This window comes from Saccharopolyspora halophila (genome assembly GCF_039531955.1).
GTDB lineage: Bacteria > Actinomycetota > Actinomycetes > Mycobacteriales > Pseudonocardiaceae > Saccharopolyspora > Saccharopolyspora halophila.
Genome location: NZ_BAAARA010000021.1, coordinates 63,500 through 83,183, shown reverse-complemented (window position 1 = coordinate 83,183; position 19,684 = coordinate 63,500). Strand labels below are relative to the sequence as shown.

Genomic DNA, 19,684 nt, shown 5'->3' with positions numbered 1-19,684 from the left:
GCGACCGGTTTTCGGCCGCGCGCCCGCCACGTCACTTCGGGTGACCGACCTCGTAGACGCCCTCGGCGTTCTTGACCGTCACCGTGACGCTCTTGGACTGGCCGTCGACCTGGACCTGGCACTGGAAGCTGCTACCCGGTTCGACCGGCTGGCCCCCTGGGCACGACACGCCAGAAACGCCGTTGATCCCGTAGGAGTCCGTGAGGGTTTGCTCGACGCCCTTCTGCACGCTGCTCGCGTCGAACACGGAGCGCACGAACCAGCCCGGGGACACGAAGCCGAGCACGGCAACCACGGCGAGCAGCACCAGCGCGCCGAGGCCGCCGAGCGCCCACGGCCAGACCTTGCGCTTCTCGCGCGGCGGCTGCTCCGGCGGGAAGCCGAACCCGCCGGGCGACGGGTAGTACGGCTGAGGCTGGCCGTAACCGTACTGCTGCTGGGGATACGGCTGCTGCGGTTGCTGCTGCGGCGGGGCCTGCTGCTGCGGCGGGGGTTGTTGCGGGGCGTACCCGCCCGGCGGCGGGTATCCCGGCGGCACACCGCCGGGCTGCATCCCTGGCCCCTGGGGCTGCTGCCCCCACTGGGGGTAGCCCCCTTGCGGGCCGTAGGGGGACGACATTCGCACCTCCGGATGCGCTTACGGGCATGAGCCGACGGTCAGTGATCCAACCACAGGGAGCTGACGCCTCCCCACGGACCCGGGCGCCTCACACGCCGCCCGCGGCCACCACCCCGCGGCGGATGGCGGTGACAGCCTTGGACGCGGCCGAGCCCACCGGGTCCTTGGTGCCCATGACGTCGCGGATCTGGTCCAGCAGGTCGACGACCTGCCTGCACCAGCGCACGAAGTCTCCGGCGGAGAGCTCGTGGCCGCTGTCCTCGGCCGCGGTGAGGACCTTCTCCAACGACTCGCCGCGGGCCCAGCGGAACACCGGCCAGGCGAACCCGGCGTCGGGCTCCCGGGTGCGGCCGAGCTTGTGCCTGCGCTCGTCGTCCTCCAGCTCGGCCCACAACCGCCAGGTCGCGTCCAACGCGTCGGTGATCGGCCCGGTCGGCACCTGCGGGGGCAGGCCCTCGCGCCGCGACTCGTAGACCAGCGCGGACACCACCGCGGCGAGCTCGGGGGCGCCCAGGTCGCGCCACGTGCCCACGCGCAGGCACTCCGCGGCCAGCAGGTCCGACTCGCTGTAGAGGCGGGAGAGCCTGCGGCCGTGCTCGGTGACCTGCCCGGCCTGGGTGTCGGCGTCCTCGCCCGGCTTGCCACCGTCGGGTGGCAGGTAGTCCCGCTCGGTGAGCAGCGCGACGATGCGGTCGAAGGAACGGGCCAGCGAGTGCGTGGTGGTGTTGACCTTGCGCCGCAGGCCCTCGTTCTCCGCGCGCAACCGCTCGTAGCGCTCGGCCCAGCGGGCGTGCGCCTCCCGCTCGTCGCAACCGTGGCAGGGGTGGGCCTTCAAGGCCCGCCGCAGCGTCGCCAGCTCCTCGTCGTCGGCCGGGTTCGACCGGCGCTTGCCGTGTCCCTCCGAGGAGTTCAGACCAGTGCTGCGCAGCGAGGAGGCCAGATCGCGCCGGGACTTCGGCGATCGGGTGTCGACGTGCTTGGGCAGCTTGAGCTTGCCCAGCGCCTCCACCGGCGAGGTGAAATCGGCGACCGACAGCCTGCCCGACCATCGATCCTCGGTGACCACCAGCGGCCTGGGCTCGCCCATTGGCTCCAGCCCCGGATCGATCACCACGGCCAGGCCCGCCCGCCTGCCCGCGGGCACGGCGATCACATCGCCCTTGCGGAGCTTCTCCAGCGACTTGGCCGCCTCGGCGCGCCGGGACTGCCGGTTCTGCTTGGACAGCTCCTTCTCCCGGTCGTTGATCCGCTTGCGCAGCTGGAAGTACTCGCCGAAGTCGCCGAGGTGGCAGTGCATCGACTCGGCGTAGCCCTCGAGCGCCTCGGCGTTGCGCTCCACGCGGCGGGAGGTGCCCACCACCGAGCGATCGGCCTGGAACTGCGCGAAGGACTGCTCCAGCAGGTCGCGCGCCGCGTCCCGGCCGACGTGCTGCACCAGGTTGACGGCCATGTTGTAGCCGGGCCGGAACGACGAGCGCAGCGGATAGGTGCGCGTGGAGGCCAGGCCCGCGACCTGCTTGGGGTCCACGCCCGGCTGCCACACGACCACCGCGTGACCCTCGATGTCGATGCCGCGGCGCCCGGCACGCCCGGTGAGCTGGGTGTACTCCCCCGGGGTGAGGTCCACGTGCGACTCGCCGTTGTACTTCACCAGCCGTTCCAGCACCACGGTCCGGGCCGGCATGTTGATGCCCAGCGCGAGCGTCTCGGTGGCGAACACGGCCTTGACCAGGCCGCGCACGAACAGCTCCTCGACGGCCTCCTTGAACGCGGGCAGCATCCCGGCGTGGTGGGCGGCCACGCCGCGCTCCAGCGCATCGCGCCACTCCCAGAAACCCAGCACGGCCAGGTCGGAGTCGGGCAAGTTGCGGGTGCGCTCGTCGACGACCTCGCGGATCTCCTCGACGTCCGACTCGGAGGTCAGCCGAAGGCCCGACCGCACGCACTGCGAGACGGCCTGGTCGCAGCCGTTGCGGCTGAAGATGAACACGATCGCGGGCAGCAGATCGGCGGCGTCCAGGCTGGTCAGCATCTCCAGCCGGGACGGCGGCTGGAACCGCGGCGGGCGCTGGCCCTTGCGCTTGTCGTTCGGCGGACCGCCGCGGCGCCCGCGCTGCGGCAAGTGGGTGCGCGCCAGCTGCTGGGTGTGCCGCAGCAGCCGATCGTTGATCTTGAGCTCGCGGTTCTCCGTCTCCCCGCCGAACAGGTCGAACATCCGCGGTCCGACCTGCATGTGCTGCCACAGCGGCACCGGCCGGTGCTCGTCGACGACCACGGTGGTCTCGCCGCGCACCTCCTGGAGCCACTCGCCGAACTCCTCGGCGTTGCTGACCGTCGCCGACAGGCTCGCGACCTGCACGTACTCCGGCAGGTGCAGGATGACTTCCTCCCACACCGCACCGCGGAACCGATCGGCGAGGTAGTGCACCTCGTCCATGACCACGTAACCGAGCTGGTCCAGGCCCCGCGAGCCCGCGTAGAGCATGTTGCGCAGCACCTCGGTGGTCATCACGACCACCTGGGCGTCGCCGTTGATCGAGGTGTCCCCGGTCAGCAGACCGACCGCGTCGTCGCCGTGGCGCTCGCAGAGGTCGGCGTACTTCTGGTTGGACAACGCCTTGATCGGCGTGGTGTAGAAGCAGCGGCGCCCCTCGGCGAGCGCGAGGTGGACGGCGAACTCGCCGACCACCGTCTTGCCCGCACCGGTCGGGGCGCACACGAGCACCCCGCGCTGATCCTCCAGCGCCTGGCAAGCGGTCAGCTGGAACGGGTCCAGCTCGAAGGACTGTCCCGCGATGAAGTCGGCCAGTTTCGGGTGGGCACTGCGGCGGGAATGCGCCGCGTACGCCTCGGCCGGCGAGATCTCGGTGGGGTTGGAACGGCTGGCAGCCACGCCCCCAGGTTTTCACATCGGACCAAACCCTGTCTCAGCCGCGCACGCGCGGCGGGTGCGATGCGCCACACGTCACACCGGCGCGACGACCTCCAAGGCCCCCGGCGTGTTGCGGATGGTCAGCGGCAGCCGTGCCTGCGGTTCGCCATCGGCGAAGGCCAGCCAGCCGTTGTCACCGCCCAGCCGCACCGACTTCGCCCGCAGCGTGGTCACGGCCGGGTGCTCCAGGTGCCGCCCGGTGCGCACCGTGGGCAGGACGCGCAGCAACTCGCGGCGGGTCACCTCGCCGACGATGGTCAGGTCGAAGGCGCCGTCACCGGGATCGGCCTGCGGGCACACCGGGATGCCGCCGCCGTAGTAGGGCGTGTTGCCGACGGCCACCAGCGTGGCGCGCGTGTCCAGCAACCTGCCCTCGGTCTCCACCCGTAACGGCATCTGGCGCAGCCCGATCAGCTCCAGCACCGTGGCCAGGTCGTAGCGGCGCTGACCGCGCGGCCAGCGCAGCCGATTGGCGCGGGCGTTGATGGCCGCGTCGAGCCCGGCGCACAGCACGGTGGAGAACCAGCCGGCGCCCGCGACCTTGCCGAGATCGACCCGCCGCCGCGATCCGCATTCGATGGCCTCGGCCATCACCTCGGCCGCGGCGACCGGCTCCCGGGGGATGCCCAGCCCGCGGGAGAGGTCGTTGCCGGTACCCGCGGGAATGAGCGCGAGAGCGGTCTCGGACTCCGCGCAGGCCTGCACGGCCAGGTTCGCGATGCCGTCGCCGCCGACCACGGCCAGCACATCGGCCTCATCGGCCACCGCGCGCCGCACCGCGGCCTCGGTGCCCGCCGCGGAGGTGGCCATCACCGTCCGCACCTCGCAGACAGCGCGAAGGTGGTCGACGAGTTCGCCGACCACCTTCGCGGTAAGGCCTCCACCGGCAGCGGGGTTGATCACCAGCACACAGCGCATGGGCAAGCATCCAACCCCACGAGCACCCGGTTCCGCCAGGCCCCATCGATCTTCCCGAGTCGTCCGGTGCTCCCGTCACCAGGTGCGGCGACGGGAGCGGGCCGAGCTATGTCGCGTCGTCCTTGGCAGCCTGCGAGGCCGTCGAATCCATTTCCGACGGCGTGGTGTCGACGTTGGAGGCCTCGTCCAGCCCCGCCTCGGTCAGGCCCTGCTCTTCCAGCTTCTTGGCCTTGCGCCGATCGTGCGCCCGGCAGATCACCGCCGCGAGCAGGAACAGCACCGACAACGCGAACGCCAGCGCCAGCATCGAGAACGGGTCCTGGCCCGGAGTGGCGACCGCGGCGAACACGAACAGCGCGAACACCACGCCGCGCCACCAGCTGCGCAGCTTCTCGTAGGTGACGATCCCGGCGCGGTTGAGCATCACGAGCACCAGCGGGAGCTCGAAGCTCACGCCGAAGATCACCAGCAGCAACAGCACGAAGCTGATGTACTTGCCACCGCTGAGCGCGGTGAAGAACGCCCCGCCACCGAAGCTGGCCATGAACGTCAGCGCCTCGGGCACCACGTAGTAGGCCAGCACGGCACCGCCGCAGAACAGGATCGTCGCGAAGAAGACGAAGCTGCGCGCGAACTTGCGCTCGTTGTCGTGCAGGCCGGGCGTGATGAACGCCCACAGCTGGTAGAGCCACACCGGGCTGAACAGCAGCGCCCCCACCGACAGGCCGACCTTCATGCGCAGCATGAAGATCTCGAACGGTTCGGTCTGCAACAGCTGACAGCTGCCGTTCGGGCTCAGCCGCTGCTCCGCGGGCAGTTGGCAGTAGGGCTTGAGCAGCACGTCCGACAAGGTCGGCCAGCCGAACGGCGCGCTGGAAAACCAGATGAACCCGAGGATGGCGCCGATGACCACGCCCACGCTCGCCACCCCGAGCCGATAGCGCAGCTCGAAGAGGTGGTCGACCAGGGTCATGGTGCCGTCGGGGTTGTTCCTGCGCCCCCAACGCCGGCGATCACCGCGGAACGGGTTCAGACGATTGAGTGGACTTGCACCCACCTCGTTTTTCCCCGTTCTCGGTCAGTTCTTCTGTTCGTTCTGCTGCTTGTCCTCGACCGGCGACGTGGCCGACGGCGTTTCGGACTCGCCCGAGGTCAGCTCCGGCTTCTGCTCCATCTCGGACTTGGCCTTCTTGGCGTTTTCCTCGTCGGCCTTCATCCCGCGCGTCTCAGCCTTGAAAACCCGGGCCGATTGACCGAGCGAACGGGCCATCTGCGGCAACTTGGTGGCGCCGAAAAGCAGCACCAGCACCAAGACGATCAGGACCAGCTCCCAGCCACCTGGAATTCCTGGCATGCTTCCACCCTTTCGTGATGTCCCTGCTAGCGCAATCGTACGCGCGAAGGGATCGGCGAATAAGCCGTCTTCTGGTTCTCGTCAGCTGCGGCGGCGCTGCGCGAACGCGACCTTCAGGCCCGCGACACGAGCCTTGATCAGGCCGCTGCGCTCACCGAAGTCGCGCGCCGCCCGCCGCTGCGCCGCCCGGAACCGGCGAACGTCGAGGAACGACCGAACCAGCAACCACACCAGCAGGATCAATCCCACGGCGAGCAAAACAAGAGTCCACACGTACGGCACGCAGCCACGGTAACCCGCTCAGGTGGACGGCAGGTGACGGGTCCGCGTCAACGCGGCACCGGCCCGTCGACGCACGTCGTGCGCCAGCTCCTCCGGGCTGAGCACCGTGACCTGCCCTCCGAGGCCCAGCAGCAGCCTCGCCATCCAGGACTCGTCGGCGTAGCGCATTCGAACCCGGGTGCGACCGCCGTCCAGCTCAACGGCCTCGTCGACCTGGTAGTACTCGGCGACCCAGCGGGCCTCGGGCCCCAGCTCCAGCTCGGCGACCAGCTGACCTGGGGCGGGCTGGAACAAGCCGGCGGAAACATCGGTCTGCTCGGCTTCCGAGGGCGGCCGCGCCGGTTCGTCGAGCAGCCGCGCCTCGTCGATTCGGTCCAACCGGAACATCCGAACGCCACCCGCGTTTCGGCACCACGCCTCGAGGTAACTCCGCCCGTCGATGAGCAGCAGCCGCATCGGATCGACCGTCCGCTCGCTGACCTCGTCGCGCGAAGCGGTGTAGTAACGGATGCGCAACGCTTGCTCCCCGGTCACCGCCTGCTGCACCGCCCGGCGCACCTCGGCGTCCACCGCCTCCTCGTCGCCCAGGCCGACCACCACCCCGGCGGGGCGGGCCCGGCCGACCGCGTGCTCCACCTTGGCCAGCGCGCGCTGCACGGCGTCCGAGTCCGGAACGCCCGGCGTCTCCGCCAGCGCGCGCAAGGCCACCAGCAGCGAGGTGGCCTCGGACGCGGTCAGCCGCAGCGGGCGGCGCATCCCCGCGTCGTAGGTGACCGTGATCGAGTCGCTGTCGAAGGACAGGTCGATGAGGTCGCCGGGCCCGTAGCCCGGCAACCCGCACATCCACAGCAGCTCGAGGTCCTTGCGCAGCTGCTGCGGGCTGACCCCGAAGTCGGCCGCCGCGTCGACCATCGGGATGCCCGGCCTGCTGAGCAGGTACGGAACCAGCGCCAGCAGCCTGGGAAGTCGTTGCGTGGCGCTGGTCATCGGCCCTCCCCCAAGGCGTCGAGGTGGATCTCGTGGACCGCCTTGCGCAGCGTGTCCGGCTGCAGCACGGCGACGTCCGGGCCGTAACCGGCGATCCAGCTCGCGGCCGACTCGGCGTGGATGTCCAGCTCGAGGACGTCGCCGGGATCACCGCCCAGCTCCATCCGATCGACGGCCTTGCCGCGCCGCCGCAGACCCTGCGCGCGTCCCTCGGCGACCCACACCCGGACCGTGGTCGGCGCGGGCGGCTCGCGGTGGTCGCCCGCGACGAACCGCAGCAGGTCCACATCGGGCGGGCGCTGCACCTGGCCCGGCTCGCCGACGACGGCGACCTGGCCGCGGACCCGGGAGAGCCGGAAGCAGCGCGGCGCCTCGCGGTCGCGGTCGTGGCCGACGACGTACCAGCGGCCGCGCCAGGACACCACGCCCCACGGTTCGACCGTGCGGTGCTGCACCTCGTAGCTGCTGGGCCGCCGGTAGTCGAACTCCACCACCCGGCCCTCCTGCACGGCCGCGTGCAGCGGCGCGAAGGCGGGCTCGCTGGTGCGCACCTTGGGCTCGACGGCGCGCGCGGCGCGCTCGTCGACGTCCACGCCCGCCGCGCGCAGCTTGAGCAGCGCACCGCGGGCGGCCGAGGTGAACTCCGGGGAGTCCCACAAGCGGACGGCCAGCGCGACCGCGGCGGCCTCGTCGGGCTCCAGGTCGATGTCGCCGAGCTCGTAGTCGCGGCGCGCGATGCGGTAGCCATCGGTGGAGTCGAAGGCCGAGTTGCGCCCCGTCTCCAGCGGGATCCCCAGGTCGCGCAGTTCCGCCTTGTCCCGTTCGAAGGTCCGGAAGAACGCCTCGTCGGAGGTCGCCTCGCCGTAACCCGCCACGATCCGTCGAATCCGCTCTGCGGGCAAGTACTGGCGGGTCGACAGCAGGCAGAGCACCAAGTTCACCAAGCGTTCAGCACGCGCAGTGGCCACCAAGCCACTCTAGCTCGAAAGCATTCGATCATGAGTTCGGGTGGCGCGTTGCGGGACGCAGAACACCCATTCGAATGAGGTTGAGTTCGATCAGCACTGAAGGTATTCGGAACAACGAAGTCCGGACGAGTTTTGATCGAGTCCCTAGGCTGGGCACATGCCCGATCAGGTATTGATGATCACCGGAGCTTCCCGCGGCATCGGTGCCGCCACCGCCCGGCGAGCCGCGGACCACGGTTACCAGGTGGCCCTGCTGGCCCGCTCCACCGACGCGCTGTCCGGCCTGGTCCGCGAACTGGGCGAACACATCGCGATGGCGCTGCCCTGCGACGTCACCGACTACGACAGCCTGACCGAAGCCGTTTCCCGGGTCGAGGAGCACTACGGGCGACTGGACGCGGTGCTGGCCAACGCCGGCGCGAGCGCCCCGTCGTCGTTCCTGGGCACCGACGACTCCGACCCGACGCAGTGGCGCGACGTGGTGCTGACCAACGTCTACGGTGCCGCCATCACCGCCCGGGCCGCGCTGCCCGCGCTGGTGCGCAGCGAGGGGCACCTGGTGCTGACCGGCTCCAACGCTGGTCGCGGCATCCGGCCCGGCAACCTCTACGGGGCCACCAAGTGGGCCGTGACCGGCATGGCCCAGAACATCCGCGCGGAATGCGTGGGCACCGGCGTGCGGGTCACGCTCGTGCAGCCGGGCATGGTCGAGACCGACATGACGGCCAACCGAACCGAGGTGCCCAAGCTGCACCCGGACGACATCGCCAACGGCATCCTCTACGCGCTCGGTCAGCCGCCGACCGTCGACGTCAACGAGATCACCATCCGCCCCACCGGCCAAGCACCGCACAGCTGAGCCCCCCACCGCACGTGGTCCCGCTGGCGCCCTGACAGTTTTGCCTAAAACTGCACGGGCATTTCGGACGTCCGAGCCCTGCAGTTTTAGGCAAAACTGTCACGACCACCGTCGGGACGCCGTCCGGTCGTTGCCGCGGTTTCGGGTCAGAGGGAGTTGATCAGGCGTTCCACTCGCTCGTCGATCGCGCGGAACGGGTCCTTGCACAGGACGGTGCGCTGCGCCTGGTCGTTGAGCTTGAGGTGCACCCAGTCGACCGTGAAGTCGCGGCCAGCCGCCTGCGCCGCGGCGATGAAGTCACCGCGCAGCTTCGCCCGCGTGCTCTGCGGCGGGGTGTCCTTGGCCGCCTCGATCTCGCCGTCCTCGGTCGCCCTGTCGACCATGTCCTTGCGCTGCAGCATGTCGAACAGACCGCGCCCGCGACGGATGTCGTGGTAGGCGAGGTCGAGCTGGGCGATGCGCGGGCTGGACAGCTCCAGCCCGTGCTTGCTGCGGTAGCGCTCCAGCAGCCGGTACTTGATCGCCCAGTCGACCTCCCGGTCGATCTTGGAGTAGTCCTGCTGCTCGACGGCGTCCAGCGCGCGGCCCCACAGGTCCAGGATCCGATCTGTCATCGGGTCCGAACCGCGCCGGGCCACGTGATCGACCGCCCGGCCGTAGTACTCGCGCTGGATGTCCAGGGCCGAGGCCTCCCGGCCACCGGCCAGCCGCACCGTGCGGCGCCCGGTCATGTCGTGGCTGATCTCCCGGATCGCCCGGATCGGGTTGTCCAGGCTGAAATCCCGGAACTGCACGCCCTGCTCGACCATCTCCAGCACCAGGTTGGCCACGCCGACCTTGAGCAGCGTGGTCACCTCGGACATGTTCGAGTCGCCCACGATCACGTGCAGCCTGCGGTAGCGCTCGGCGTCGGCGTGCGGCTCGTCGCGGGTGTTGATGATCGGCCGGGAGCGGGTGGTGGCGCTGGAGACGCCCTCCCAGATGTGCTCGGCGCGCTGCGACAGGCAGTACACCGCACCGCGCGGGGTCTGCAGCACCTTGCCCGCGCCGCAGATGAGCTGCCGGGTCACCAGGAACGGGAGGAGCACGTCCGAGATGCGGGAGAACTCGCCGGAGCGCCCGACCAGGTAGTTCTCGTGGCAGCCGTAGGAGTTGCCCGCCGAGTCGGTGTTGTTCTTGAACAGGAAGATGTCCCCGCCGATGCCCTCGTCGGAGAGCCTGCGCTCGGCATCGATGAGCAGGTCCTCGAGGATCCGCTCCCCCGCCTTGTCATGGGTGACCAGCTGGGTGAGGTCGTCGCACTCGGCCGTGGCGTACTCGGGGTGCGAACCCACGTCGAGGTAGAGGCGAGCACCGTTGCGCAGGAAGACGTTCGACGACCTTCCCCACGACACGACTCGCCGGAACAAGTACCTGGCCACCTCGTCCGGGGACAACCTGCGCTGCCCGTGGAACGTGCAGGTGACCCCGAACTCGGTTTCGATGCCGAAGATCCGCCGCTGCATGCCTCCACACTAGGCGCTCAATCGGGTTTTCGACGGTCCGCCGTTCGGGCTCCGGTCAGTTGATGTTCGAAGAATTTTGGTCGCAGCCCGTCACCAATCGGGGCCGCGCACACGTCGAGGCCCGGTCCCGCTGCGGAACCGGGCCTCGACCGCCGTGCGCTACTTGCCCGCGTCCGGCTTGTCGTCCTTGTCGCTCTCCTCGGACTTCTCCTCGCTCGGCGCGGGAAGCAGCGACTTCAGCGCGGCGCCCTTGATCCTGCGGAACGTGCGGTGCTCCCGGGCCCGGTCCAGCACCGCGACCTCGAGCGCGGCGCTGTCCAGTTCGCGGTTGCCGTCCCCGCCGGACTGCAGCGCGTTGACCGAGACCTGCACCGCCTCGGCGAGTTCCATCCCCTCGGTGAAGGAATCCTTGAGCTTGCCGCTGATCGCGTCGGCCTGGCCGCCCATCACCACGTACTTGCGCTCGTCGACGATGGAGCCGTCGTAGGTCAGGCGGTACAGCTGGTCGTTCTCGGCGGTGTAGCCCACCTCTGCCACGCAGATCTCCACCTCGAAGGGCTTGATCTGCTCGGTGAAGATGGCGCCCAGGTGCTGGGCGTAGGTGTTGGCCAGCGACCGCCCGGTCACGTCGCGGCGGTCGTAGGAATAACCGCGCACGTCCGCGATGCGCACGCCGGCGACCCGCAGCGCCTCGAACTCGCTGTACCGGCCGACCGCGGCGAACCCGATGCGGTCATAGATCTCGGAGACCTTGTGCAAGGTCGGGGACGGGTTCTCGGCGACGAACAGCACCCCGCCGGCATATTTGAGCGCCACCACGCTGCGGCCCCGGGCGATGCCCTTGCGGGCGAGCTCGGACCGCTCCCGCATCAACTGCTCGGGGGAGGTGTAGAACGGCATCGTCACGTCTGTGCACTCCTGGTTCGAATCGGCTCGCTCGACGGGATCTACGCGGGCGCTGCTCAGCCGCCCGGGTTCTCCATCCGGCCGCTGACGACCTCACCGGCGATCGCGGAGGTGCGCTCCTCGGGCAGGCGCACGGCCCCCTCGGGCCCGGTGATGGTGATCAGCGACGGGTAGATCCGCCGGTACACGTCCGGCCCGCCGGTCGCGGAATCGTCGTCGGCGGCGTCGTAGAGCGCCTCGAACGCCGCCCGAGCCGCTGTTTCGGCATCCGCATCGGGGTCGAAGCGCTTCTTCAGCGCGGACTTGGCGAACTGCGAGCCGGAACCGACCGCGTGGTAGCCGCCGGCTTCGTCGTACTTGCCGCCGACCACGTCGTAGGACACGATGCGCCCGGCTCGGTCCGGGTCCTCGCTGTTCTCGTCGTACCCGGCCAGCAGCGGAACCACGGCCAGACCCTGCAGCGCCGCGGCGAGGTTTCCGCGCAGCATGGTCGCCAGCTTGTTCGCCTTGCCGTCCAGCGACAGCGAGACGCCTTCGAGCTTCTCGTAGTGCTCGAGCTCGACCGCGTAGAGCTTGACGAGCTCCTGCGCCACACCGGCGGTACCGGCGATGCCGACGGCCGAGTAGGCGTCGGTGACGAACAGCTTCTCCATGTCCCGCTGGGCGATGACGTTGCCCATCGTCGCCCTGCGGTCACCGGCAATCAGCACACCACCGCGGAAGGTGACCGCGACGATCGTGGTGCCGTGCGGCGCCTCGACGCTGCCCTCGGGGGCCTTGCGGCCGTCCGGCAGCAGCTCGGGCATGGCGGAGCGCAGGAAGTCGGTGAATGACGAGGACCCGGGGGTGAGATAGGCGGCGGGCAGTGCCTGCCCCTGGGACAGGGCCGAACTCGATTCCATCAGCGACATCGTCTCCCTAGGTCTGCGACTTGGGGTGCACTTTAATCATGATCGGCGCGCGTCGGTCGGCGCCGGGCCGAATCGCTTCGGCCCGGACGCCTCGTGCCGTCACTCGCGCGGCCTGCGCCTACTGCCCGCCTTTTTGCACGTAGGCGCGGACGAAGTCCTCGGCGTTCTCCTCCAGGACGTCGTCGATCTCGTCCAGGATGGCGTCGACGTCCTCGCCGAGCTTTTCGCGACGTTCCTGACCGGCGGCTTCCGCTTCCTGCTCTTCGTCGCCGTCGTCGCCGCCGCCTTGCCGCTGAACCTTGTCCTGAGACATCTCGCCTCCCGGTGGGTTGTTCCGGGACGCCCCCCAACGAGCAGGACGTCCTGCTGTGAACACTACCTATCCGACCACCCGTTCGCCCACGTCCAGCCGGGCGTCGTTTCGATCTTTGCATCGAGCTGACGTGCACGAAAGGTAACCGGCCGACCGAGAACTCACCCCTTTGTCAACGAGTCGACCAATTCCTCGGCACTGTTCGAGGCCTCCAGCAACCCTCCGACATGAGCCTTGGTCCCGCGTAGCGGTTCCAACGTCGGAATGCGCACCAGCGATTCCCTGCCGAGGTCGAAGATGACCGAGTCCCAGGACGCTGCGGCGACCTCGGCCGGGTAGCGCTCCAGACAGCGGCCGCGGAAGTAGGCCCGGGTGTCCTCCGGCGGTGCGGCCACGGCCTCCTGCACCTGCTCCTCGCTGATCAGGCGCTTCATCGAGCCGCGGGTGACCAGCCGGTTGTAGAGGCCCTTGTCCAGCCGCACGTCGGAGTACTGCAGGTCGATCATGTGCAGCCGGGGCGAGGCCCACCCGAGGCCGTCGCGGCTGCGGTAGTGCTCCATCAGCTTGAGCTTGGCCGGCCAGTCCAGCCGGTCCGCGCAGTCCATCGGATCGCCGCCGAGCAGGTCCAGCACCTCGCCCCAGGTGTTCAGAACCTCGCGGGCGTCCTGCTCGGCGCCGTTGTCCTCGCAGAACCGCGCGGCCCGCTCGTAGTAGGCGCGCTGCAGGTCCAAGCCGGTGAACTTGCGCCCGTCGGCGAGCTCCACGGTCTGCTCGAGCGTCGGGTCGTGGCTGATCAGGTGCACCGCCTGCACCGGGTCGGCCAGCTTGAGGTCGTCGAAGCGCAGCCCGCGCTCGATCATGTCCAGCACCAGGGCCGTGCTGCCGAGCTTGAGGTAGGTGGAGGTCTCGGCGAGGTTGGCGTCGCCGATGATCACGTGCAGCCGCCGGTACTTGTCGGCGTCGGCGTGCGGTTCGTCGCGGGTGTTGATGATGCCGCGCTTGAGCGTGGTCTCCAGCCCGACCTCGACCTCGATGTAGTCCGAGCGCTGGGACAGCTGGAAACCCGGCTTCTCCCCCGCCTGCCCGATCCCGACCCGGCCGGATCCGCAGATCACCTGACGGGAGGCGAAGAACGGGGTCAGACCACCGATCACCGAGGTGAACGGGGTGTCGCGGGACATCAGGTAGTTCTCGTGGGTGCCGTAGCTGGCGCCCTTGCCGTCGATGTTGTTCTTGTACAGCTGGATCGGGGCCGTACCGGGCACGCTGGCCGCGCGCATCGCGGCCTCCTCCATCACCCGCTCGCCGGCCTTGTCCCAGATGACCGCGTCGCGCGGGTTGGTCACCTCCGGAGCCGAGTACTCCGGGTGCGCGTGGTCGACGTAGAGCCGCGCGCCGTTGGTGAGGATGACGTTGGCCGCCCCGAGGTCGTCACCGTCCGAACCGTTCGACTGCTGCGCCGCCGTGCTGAGGTCGAAACCGCGCGCGTCCCGCAGTGGTGACTCCACCTCGTAATCCCAGCGCGCGCGCCGCGCACGTGGAATCTCGGCCGCCGCCGCGTAGGCCAGCACGATGTGCGTGGAGGTCAGCACCGGGTTGGCGCTGGAGTCTCCGGGCACGACGATGCCGTACTCCACCTCGGTTCCCATGATCCGCCGCATACCTCGCAGAGTACGGGTTAACGCGGGCCGAGGAGAGTGCTGGAAGGCACAGGATCTTCACGTCACCGATTCGGCACCTCGATAGGGCGAGGTGGCACGATCCCGTCGTGGAGGAACAGGTCGCCGTGTACGACACGGCCGGGCATGTCGTGGGCGAGGCTCCGAGGTCGACGATGCGCGCCGAGGGGCTCTGGCACGCCGCGGCGGCCGTGCTGGTGCTCTCCGGCGATGGCGAGCGGGTCTACGTGCACCGCCGCACCGACACCAAGGACGTCTACCCGGGGCTGCACGACTGCACCGCGGGCGGCGTGGTCGCGGCGGGCGAGGACCCCGCGCGGACCGCGCAGCGGGAGGTGCGCGAGGAGCTGGGCGTCTCCAGCGAGGTCCGGTTCCTGTTCCGCGAGGTGTTCACCGAGGGCTCGGTCCGCTATCACGCGTTCGTGTACGTGACGCGCTGGGACGGCCCGGTGCGGCATCAGCCCGCGGAGGTGGCCGAGGGCTGGTGGATGCCCGTCGACGAGCTGCGCGAGCGCCTGGCCGACCCGCGGTGGCCGTTCGTACCGGACGGGCGCCGGTTCGCCGAGCGCTGGCTGCGCGAGCGCGGTCACCGCTGAGCCGCGCCCGCGGTCAGTGCCAGGGCAGCTCGGCCCGCTCGCCCCAGTAGGTCGCCGCGTCGCGGGCCAGCGATCGCAGCGTCGCCAGGTCCGCGTCGCCGAGTTCCACCCCGGTGGCCTCGAGGTTGGATTCGAGCTGGTCGACGCCGGCCACGCCGAGCAGCACCACGTCCGCCCAGGGCTGGTGCAGGGCGTGGGCCAGGGCGATGGCGTCGGGGCCGACGCCGTGCCGGGCGGCGATATCGGCGAGCTCGGCAGGCGGCTGCACGGCCAGGCGACCGTTGGCCAGGGTCTCCTTGAGCAGCACCCGCCAGCCCCCGGTGTGTGCTTCGTTGAGCGCCCGCCCGACCGAGGGCTCGGAGGTGTTCCAGGTCGACTGCACGGCGCTGAAGAGCTGGGTGCCGCCCACCTCCAGCTCCCAGGCCTTCTCGATGGTCTCTGCCTGCGCCGCTCCGCTGGTGGAGAAGCCCAGCCGCACCCCCGCGTCGCGAAGCCGGGCGAGCTCGTGCTGCAGCGCCAGGTCCTCGAACAGCGGGCTCGAAGCGGTCAGCGAATGCACCTGGTACAGGCCGATGCGCTGCCCCAGCAGCGTGCGGGTCTCGGCCCACTGGGTGCGCAGGCGCTCCAGGGAGTGCTCCTTGACCTCGTGCACCTCGGTCTCGATCTGCCACTCGGCGACGTAGGCGTAGCCCCACTTGCTGGACACGGTGACGTCCTCGTGGCCGCGCTCGGTGAGCCAGTCGGCCAGGAACTGCTCCGCGCTGCCGTAGGAGCGCGCGGCGTCGACCCACCGGATGCCGTGCCGGTAGGCGGCGTCCAGGACCCTGCGGGTCTGCTCGCGCATCGCCTGCGCGGTGCGCTGCGGCGGGAGCGCCTCGGCGCGCCCGACGTTGATGTAGGCGGGCCTGCCGAGCGCGGCCAGACCGATGCCGAGCCGTCCGATCGCCTGTTGCGCGGGGATCATGCGAGCGAAGTTAGTCCTTCCGGCGCCCGTCCGCACGGCTCGGGGCCGCCGGCCCGAGCGGGTCGGCGGCCCCGAGGTCCGCGGTCTTACAGGTACTGACCGGTGTTGGTCGCCGTGTCGATCGCTCGACCGGACTCCTGGTTCTTGCCGCTGACCAGGGTGCGGATGTAGACGATCCGCTCGCCCTTCTTGCCGGAGATCCGTGCCCAGTCATCCGGGTTGGTGGTGTTGGGCAGGTCCTCGTTCTCGGCGAACTCGTCGATGATGGCGTCCTGCAGGTGCTGCACCCGCAGGCCGGGCTGACCGGTTTCCAGCACCGACTTGATCGCGGCCTTCTTGGACCGGTCCACGATGTTCTGGATCATCGCGCCGGAGTTGAAGTCCTTGAAGTACAGGACCTCCTTGTCCCCGTTGGCGTAGGTGACCTCCAGGAACCGGTTCTCGTCGGTCTCGGCGTACATCCGCTCGACCGTGGTCTGGATCATCGCGTCCAGGCACGAAGCGGGGTCCCCGCCGAACTCCTTGAGGTCCTCCTCGTGGATCGGCAGTTCCGTGGTCAGGTACTTGGAGAAGATGTCCTTGGCCGATTCGGCGTCCGGACGCTCGATCTTGATCTTCACGTCCAACCGGCCCGGTCGCAGGATCGCCGGGTCGATCATGTCCTCGCGGTTGGAGGCGCCGATGACGATGACGTTCTCCAGGCCCTCCACGCCGTCGATCTCGCTGAGCAGCTGCGGGACGATCGTGGTCTCCACGTCGGAGGACACCCCGCTGCCGCGGGTGCGGAAGATCGAGTCCATCTCGTCGAAGAACACGATCACCGGCGTGCCCTCGGAGGCCTTCTCGCGAGCTCGCTGGAAGATCATCCGGATGTGCCGCTCGGTCTCGCCGACGAACTTGTTCAGCAGCTCCGGGCCCTTGATGTTGAGGAAGTAGGACTTGGCCTGGCCGTCCGCGTCACCGCGGTTCGACGCCACCTTCTTGGCCAGCGAGTTGGCCACCGCCTTGGCGATGAGCGTCTTCCCGCAACCGGGTGGCCCGTAGAGCAGCACGCCCTTCGGCGGTGCGAGCTGGTACTGCACGTAGAGGTCGGAGTGCAGGAACGGCAGCTCCACGGCATCGCGGATCTGCTCGATCTGACCGCCCAGACCGCCGATGTCGGTGTAGCCGACATCGGGCACCTCTTCCAGCACGAGGTCCTCGACCTCGGCCTTGGGCACCGTGTCGTAGGCGTAGCCGACCTTGCTGTCGACCAGGATGGAATCGCCGGCCTTCAGCGTGGACTCGGCCAGCTGATCGGTCAGCCACACAACCCGTTCCTCGTCGGTGTGCCCGACGACCAGTGCGCGCGGGAAATCCCCCTCGACACTGGGCAGCAGTTCCCGGAAGGTGCACACCTCGCCGGTCTGCTCGAACGAGCCCGCCTCCACCACCGTCAGGGCCTCGTTGAGGCGCACTGACTGGCCCAGTCGCAGTTCCTCGATGCTCACGTTCGGCGACACGGCCACCCGCATCTTGCGCCCGGACGTGAACACGTCGACCGTGCTGTCCTCGTAGGCCGTGAGGAACACGCCGTACCCGCTCGGGGGTTGGGCGAGCCGATCGACTTCCTCGCGCAGCGCCGTGAGCTGGCTCCGCGCTTCTTTCAGGGTCTCGGTGAGTTTGGCGTTCCGTTCGGTGAGCTGACTCACTCTCTCGGATGCCTCGGCCAGCCGCTTTTCCAGCAACCGCACCTGCTGAGGAGACTCGTTGAGCCTGCGGCGCAGCAACGCGACCTCGTCTTCCAGGAGACGGATCTGACTGCGCAGTTCGGTCGAATCCGAACCGTTCTGCTCCCCGTCGCCCTCCTCGGGCCGGCTGCCGGGACGGTCGTGCTGCATGTCGGCACCCTCCTCCCGTGCTCGTACCACCACGGTACCGGCGATCACCGACGACAGCGGCGTCGCGAGTGGTCCGCCGGATCGCCCAGCGTGCCACAAAAATCAGCGAATACCCATGAGCGGAACCAGGTTCGTCCTCGCGGGTCGCCTCGACCACGGGCAGTCACGGATACGTTGAGTTGGCGATCATGGTCCGTTCGATACGTCCTGGACCGGTCATCTGACCCCGCCAACAACGCGACGACCACGGGTTTTTCCGTTCCGCCACGGCGACCGGCCGTGCCGTGCGGGCATCCGGGTTAACCGCTGAGACAACCGGGTGGCATTCACCTGACCGGAAATCGAATTCCCCCGGAACTTCTCCCATCATTTGGAACAACTCCGCCGCTGCGGGCATTCCGGACAGCCGATCCGGATGCCGACCCGCGTCGCAATCCGGGTACTCCGGCCCCGCGACACCGCCGTCTCTGATCTACTTACGCGGCAAAACAGACTCGGCGACATCCACTCCGGGAGGAGTCCATGACCTATCCGCCGCAGCAACCTGGACCGGGCGGGTGGGAACAGCAACCCGCGAGCAACGGATTCCCGCCACCACCGGGCGGGCAGCCGAACTGGTACGGCAACCAGCACGCCGGGACGCCCCAGCAGGGGCCCGGGCAACCGATCCAGGGCCAGCCCTACCAGGCACAGCAGCCGCAGCCGGGCCCGCCCGGACAGCCGCCGCAGCCTCCGCAGTGGGGCACCTGGATCCCGGAGGCCAACGGGTTCGCCGACGTGGAACCGGAGAAGCCCAAGTCCAGGACGCCGCTGCTGCTCGGCACGCTCGGCGCGCTGCTGGTGCTGCTCGTCGGCGGTGGCGGGCTGTTCTGGTGGCTCGGCGGCAACGACCCGGGCGCGGCGCGGCCGGTCGCCCGGGAGGTCGTCGCCAAGGTCAACGCGGGTGACTTCAACGGCGTGCGCACGCTGTTCTGCGCTGCCAACCGCGGGCAGCTGAACCAGGCCATGGACCAGCTGCAGCAGTACACGTTCGACCTGCGGCTGGGCGCGGTCTCCGAGAGCGGCGACCGCGCTTCGGCGCACCTCGCGGGCAGCTACCAGGCGTCCGGAACCGCGCAGCCGGTGGATCAAACGATGGGGCTCGTCGTCGAGGACGGCGAATGGAAGGTCTGCGCGCTCGACCAGTGAGCGCGCGGCAGGAGCACTAGGGGGATCGACACTTGACGTACCCACCGCAGCAGCCGGGACAGGACGGCTGGGGCCAGCAGGGCGGCCAGTACCCGCCGAGCGGCCCGCAACCCGGTGGCCAGCAGCCGGGCGGGAGCTACCCGCCGAGCGGCGGGCAGCCGTACGGCCAGCCCGCTCCCGGATACCCGCAGCAGCCTCAGCAACCCGGCTACGGGCAGCAGCCGCCGTACCCGCCGCAGGGCGCCTACCAGGGCTTCGGCGGCTACGGACCACCGCCGAAGAAGAAGTCCCCGCTGCCGTGGATCCTCGGCGGCCTCGGCGCGCTGGTAGTCCTCGGCGTGGTGATCGCGCTGGTCATCGGGTTGTCCGTTGGCTCAGGGGCGGGTGATCCGAGGCCGGTGGCCGAGCGAGCGGTCAGCATGATGAACGAGAAGGACTTCACCGGCCTCAAGAACATCAGCTGCCAGCGGCGGTCCGCCCAGACCCAGCAGGCCATCGAGCTCATGGAGGGCAAGGGCGCCGGGCTCGAGCAGCTCAAGCAGATGGGCGCGACCGACTCCGAGATCAAGCAGCTGATGGACTCGGTGGAGTTCGACGTCCGGCTCGAATCGGTGCAGCGCAACGGGGACGACCGGGCAACGGCCACGATCGCGGGCACGATCGGCGTGTCCGGCACCTTCCAGGGCGTCGATCTCGGCTCGACGCCCGCGACGCCGATCGACCAGCGCCTCGGCATGGTCGTCGAGGACGGCGCCTGGAAGCTCTGCTGAGCCCTTCCCGGAACCGAAGAGCGGGCCCGCGCCGATCCAGGCGCGGGCCCGCT

At 69.6% G+C, this 19,684-nt stretch carries 19 protein-coding genes; 4 read left to right on the top strand and 15 right to left on the bottom strand.

The window, feature by feature from the left end; genetic code table 11:
• Window positions 1-31: 31 nt before the first annotated feature.
• From ABD289_RS21360 to ABD289_RS21325, 8 genes are all read right to left on the bottom strand, one after another.
• Window positions 32-619 (bottom strand): DUF4333 domain-containing protein, encoded by a 588-nt coding sequence (locus ABD289_RS21360; protein WP_344135848.1) that lies wholly within the window; start codon window positions 617-619, stop codon window positions 32-34.
• 88 nt (window positions 620-707) lie between these two features.
• Window positions 708-3,512, bottom strand: coding sequence for a DEAD/DEAH box helicase (locus ABD289_RS21355; RefSeq protein WP_344135845.1), 2,805 nt, complete (start codon window positions 3,510-3,512; stop codon window positions 708-710).
• Window positions 3,513-3,584: 72 nt separating this feature from the next.
• Complete coding sequence (locus tag ABD289_RS21350) at window positions 3,585-4,469, bottom strand: diacylglycerol/lipid kinase family protein (RefSeq protein WP_344136737.1); 885 nt, start codon at window positions 4,467-4,469, stop codon at window positions 3,585-3,587.
• Between the two features lie 106 nt (window positions 4,470-4,575).
• Entirely contained in the window at window positions 4,576-5,442 is an 867-nt protein-coding gene (gene tatC / locus ABD289_RS21345; protein ID WP_344135841.1) for a twin-arginine translocase subunit TatC, read from the bottom strand.
• Window positions 5,443-5,547: 105 nt separating this feature from the next.
• A complete protein-coding gene (tatA, locus tag ABD289_RS21340) occupies window positions 5,548-5,823 on the bottom strand; it encodes a Sec-independent protein translocase subunit TatA (protein ID WP_344135838.1) in 276 nt (91 codons plus the stop codon).
• An 81-nt stretch (window positions 5,824-5,904) separates the two neighbouring features.
• Window positions 5,905-6,105: a bacteriophage holin gene (locus ABD289_RS21335; RefSeq protein WP_344135835.1), complete on the bottom strand. Its 201-nt coding sequence runs from the start codon at window positions 6,103-6,105 to the stop codon at window positions 5,905-5,907.
• Window positions 6,106-6,123: 18 nt separating this feature from the next.
• The gene (locus tag ABD289_RS21330; RefSeq protein WP_344135832.1) at window positions 6,124-7,092 is read right to left on the bottom strand and encodes a helix-turn-helix transcriptional regulator; all 969 of its coding nucleotides are present in this window, start codon (window positions 7,090-7,092) and stop codon (window positions 6,124-6,126) included.
• The gene (locus ABD289_RS21325) at window positions 7,089-8,060 is read right to left on the bottom strand and encodes a helix-turn-helix transcriptional regulator (RefSeq protein WP_344135829.1); all 972 of its coding nucleotides are present in this window, start codon (window positions 8,058-8,060) and stop codon (window positions 7,089-7,091) included. Before ABD289_RS21325 ends, ABD289_RS21330 begins: the two co-directional genes overlap by 4 nt.
• A 157-nt stretch (window positions 8,061-8,217) precedes the next feature.
• On the opposite strand from ABD289_RS21325, the gene ABD289_RS21320 reads away from it, so the two are divergent.
• The gene (locus ABD289_RS21320) at window positions 8,218-8,919 is read left to right on the top strand and encodes an SDR family oxidoreductase (RefSeq protein ID WP_344135826.1); all 702 of its coding nucleotides are present in this window, start codon (window positions 8,218-8,220) and stop codon (window positions 8,917-8,919) included.
• 146 nt (window positions 8,920-9,065) lie between these two features.
• Here ABD289_RS21320 and pafA read toward each other — a convergent pair whose 3' ends face one another.
• From pafA to dop, 5 genes are all read right to left on the bottom strand, one after another.
• Window positions 9,066-10,424, bottom strand: a complete 1,359-nt coding sequence (gene pafA, locus ABD289_RS21315) for a Pup--protein ligase (protein ID WP_344135823.1) — start codon at window positions 10,422-10,424, stop codon at window positions 9,066-9,068.
• A gap of 159 nt (window positions 10,425-10,583) precedes the next feature.
• A complete protein-coding gene (gene prcA / locus ABD289_RS21310) occupies window positions 10,584-11,330 on the bottom strand; it encodes a proteasome subunit alpha (RefSeq protein ID WP_344135820.1) in 747 nt (248 codons plus the stop codon).
• Window positions 11,331-11,386: 56 nt separating this feature from the next.
• Window positions 11,387-12,232, bottom strand: coding sequence for a proteasome subunit beta (gene prcB / locus ABD289_RS21305; RefSeq protein WP_344135817.1), 846 nt, complete (start codon window positions 12,230-12,232; stop codon window positions 11,387-11,389).
• Between the two features lie 127 nt (window positions 12,233-12,359).
• Window positions 12,360-12,554 (bottom strand): ubiquitin-like protein Pup, encoded by a 195-nt coding sequence (locus tag ABD289_RS21300; protein ID WP_344135814.1) that lies wholly within the window; start codon window positions 12,552-12,554, stop codon window positions 12,360-12,362.
• Window positions 12,555-12,715: 161 nt separating this feature from the next.
• Window positions 12,716-14,215 (bottom strand): depupylase/deamidase Dop, encoded by a 1,500-nt coding sequence (dop, locus tag ABD289_RS21295; protein WP_344135810.1) that lies wholly within the window; start codon window positions 14,213-14,215, stop codon window positions 12,716-12,718.
• Between the two features lie 173 nt (window positions 14,216-14,388).
• Between dop and ABD289_RS21290 the strand changes: the two genes are divergently transcribed.
• Complete coding sequence (locus ABD289_RS21290; protein WP_344136734.1) at window positions 14,389-14,829, top strand: NUDIX domain-containing protein; 441 nt, start codon at window positions 14,389-14,391, stop codon at window positions 14,827-14,829.
• Between the two features lie 13 nt (window positions 14,830-14,842).
• On the opposite strand, the gene ABD289_RS21285 is transcribed toward ABD289_RS21290, so the two are convergent.
• Together ABD289_RS21285 and arc are read right to left on the bottom strand one after the other, a co-directional pair.
• A complete protein-coding gene (locus ABD289_RS21285; RefSeq protein ID WP_344135807.1) occupies window positions 14,843-15,793 on the bottom strand; it encodes an aldo/keto reductase in 951 nt (316 codons plus the stop codon).
• Window positions 15,794-15,879: 86 nt separating this feature from the next.
• Window positions 15,880-17,673: a proteasome ATPase gene (gene arc / locus ABD289_RS21280; RefSeq protein ID WP_344135804.1), complete on the bottom strand. Its 1,794-nt coding sequence runs from the start codon at window positions 17,671-17,673 to the stop codon at window positions 15,880-15,882.
• 522 nt (window positions 17,674-18,195) lie between these two features.
• Between arc and ABD289_RS21275 the strand changes: the two genes are divergently transcribed.
• Window positions 18,196-18,861: an Rv0361 family membrane protein gene (locus ABD289_RS21275; RefSeq protein WP_344135801.1), complete on the top strand. Its 666-nt coding sequence runs from the start codon at window positions 18,196-18,198 to the stop codon at window positions 18,859-18,861.
• A gap of 32 nt (window positions 18,862-18,893) precedes the next feature.
• Window positions 18,894-19,631 carry a hypothetical protein gene (locus ABD289_RS21270; RefSeq protein WP_344135798.1) on the top strand — a complete coding sequence of 246 codons (738 nt, stop codon included), beginning with the start codon at window positions 18,894-18,896 and terminating at the stop codon, window positions 19,629-19,631.
• Window positions 19,632-19,684 lie beyond the last annotated feature (53 nt).

Excerpts from the sequence above, each read along its gene's own strand:
- ABD289_RS21360 (WP_344135848.1), bottom strand. The coding sequence starts at position 619 with ATGTCGTCCCCCTACGGCCCGCAAGGGGGCTACCCCCAGTGGGGGCAG.
- ABD289_RS21350 (WP_344136737.1), bottom strand. The coding sequence starts at position 4,469 with ATGCGCTGTGTGCTGGTGATCAACCCCGCTGCCGGTGGAGGCCTTACC.
- tatC (WP_344135841.1), bottom strand. The coding sequence starts at position 5,442 with ATGACCCTGGTCGACCACCTCTTCGAGCTGCGCTATCGGCTCGGGGTG.
- tatA (WP_344135838.1), bottom strand. The coding sequence starts at position 5,823 with ATGCCAGGAATTCCAGGTGGCTGGGAGCTGGTCCTGATCGTCTTGGTG.
- ABD289_RS21330 (WP_344135832.1), bottom strand. The coding sequence starts at position 7,092 with ATGACCAGCGCCACGCAACGACTTCCCAGGCTGCTGGCGCTGGTTCCG.
- ABD289_RS21320 (WP_344135826.1), top strand. The coding sequence starts at position 8,218 with ATGCCCGATCAGGTATTGATGATCACCGGAGCTTCCCGCGGCATCGGT.
- pafA (WP_344135823.1), bottom strand. The coding sequence starts at position 10,424 with ATGCAGCGGCGGATCTTCGGCATCGAAACCGAGTTCGGGGTCACCTGC.
- prcB (WP_344135817.1), bottom strand. The coding sequence starts at position 12,232 with ATGGAATCGAGTTCGGCCCTGTCCCAGGGGCAGGCACTGCCCGCCGCC.
- ABD289_RS21300 (WP_344135814.1), bottom strand. The coding sequence starts at position 12,554 with ATGTCTCAGGACAAGGTTCAGCGGCAAGGCGGCGGCGACGACGGCGAC.
- dop (WP_344135810.1), bottom strand. The coding sequence starts at position 14,215 with ATGCGGCGGATCATGGGAACCGAGGTGGAGTACGGCATCGTCGTGCCC.
- ABD289_RS21290 (WP_344136734.1), top strand. The coding sequence starts at position 14,389 with ATGCGCGCCGAGGGGCTCTGGCACGCCGCGGCGGCCGTGCTGGTGCTC.
- ABD289_RS21285 (WP_344135807.1), bottom strand. The coding sequence starts at position 15,793 with ATGATCCCCGCGCAACAGGCGATCGGACGGCTCGGCATCGGTCTGGCC.
- arc (WP_344135804.1), bottom strand. The coding sequence starts at position 17,673 with ATGCAGCACGACCGTCCCGGCAGCCGGCCCGAGGAGGGCGACGGGGAG.
- ABD289_RS21275 (WP_344135801.1), top strand. The coding sequence starts at position 18,196 with ATGACCTATCCGCCGCAGCAACCTGGACCGGGCGGGTGGGAACAGCAA.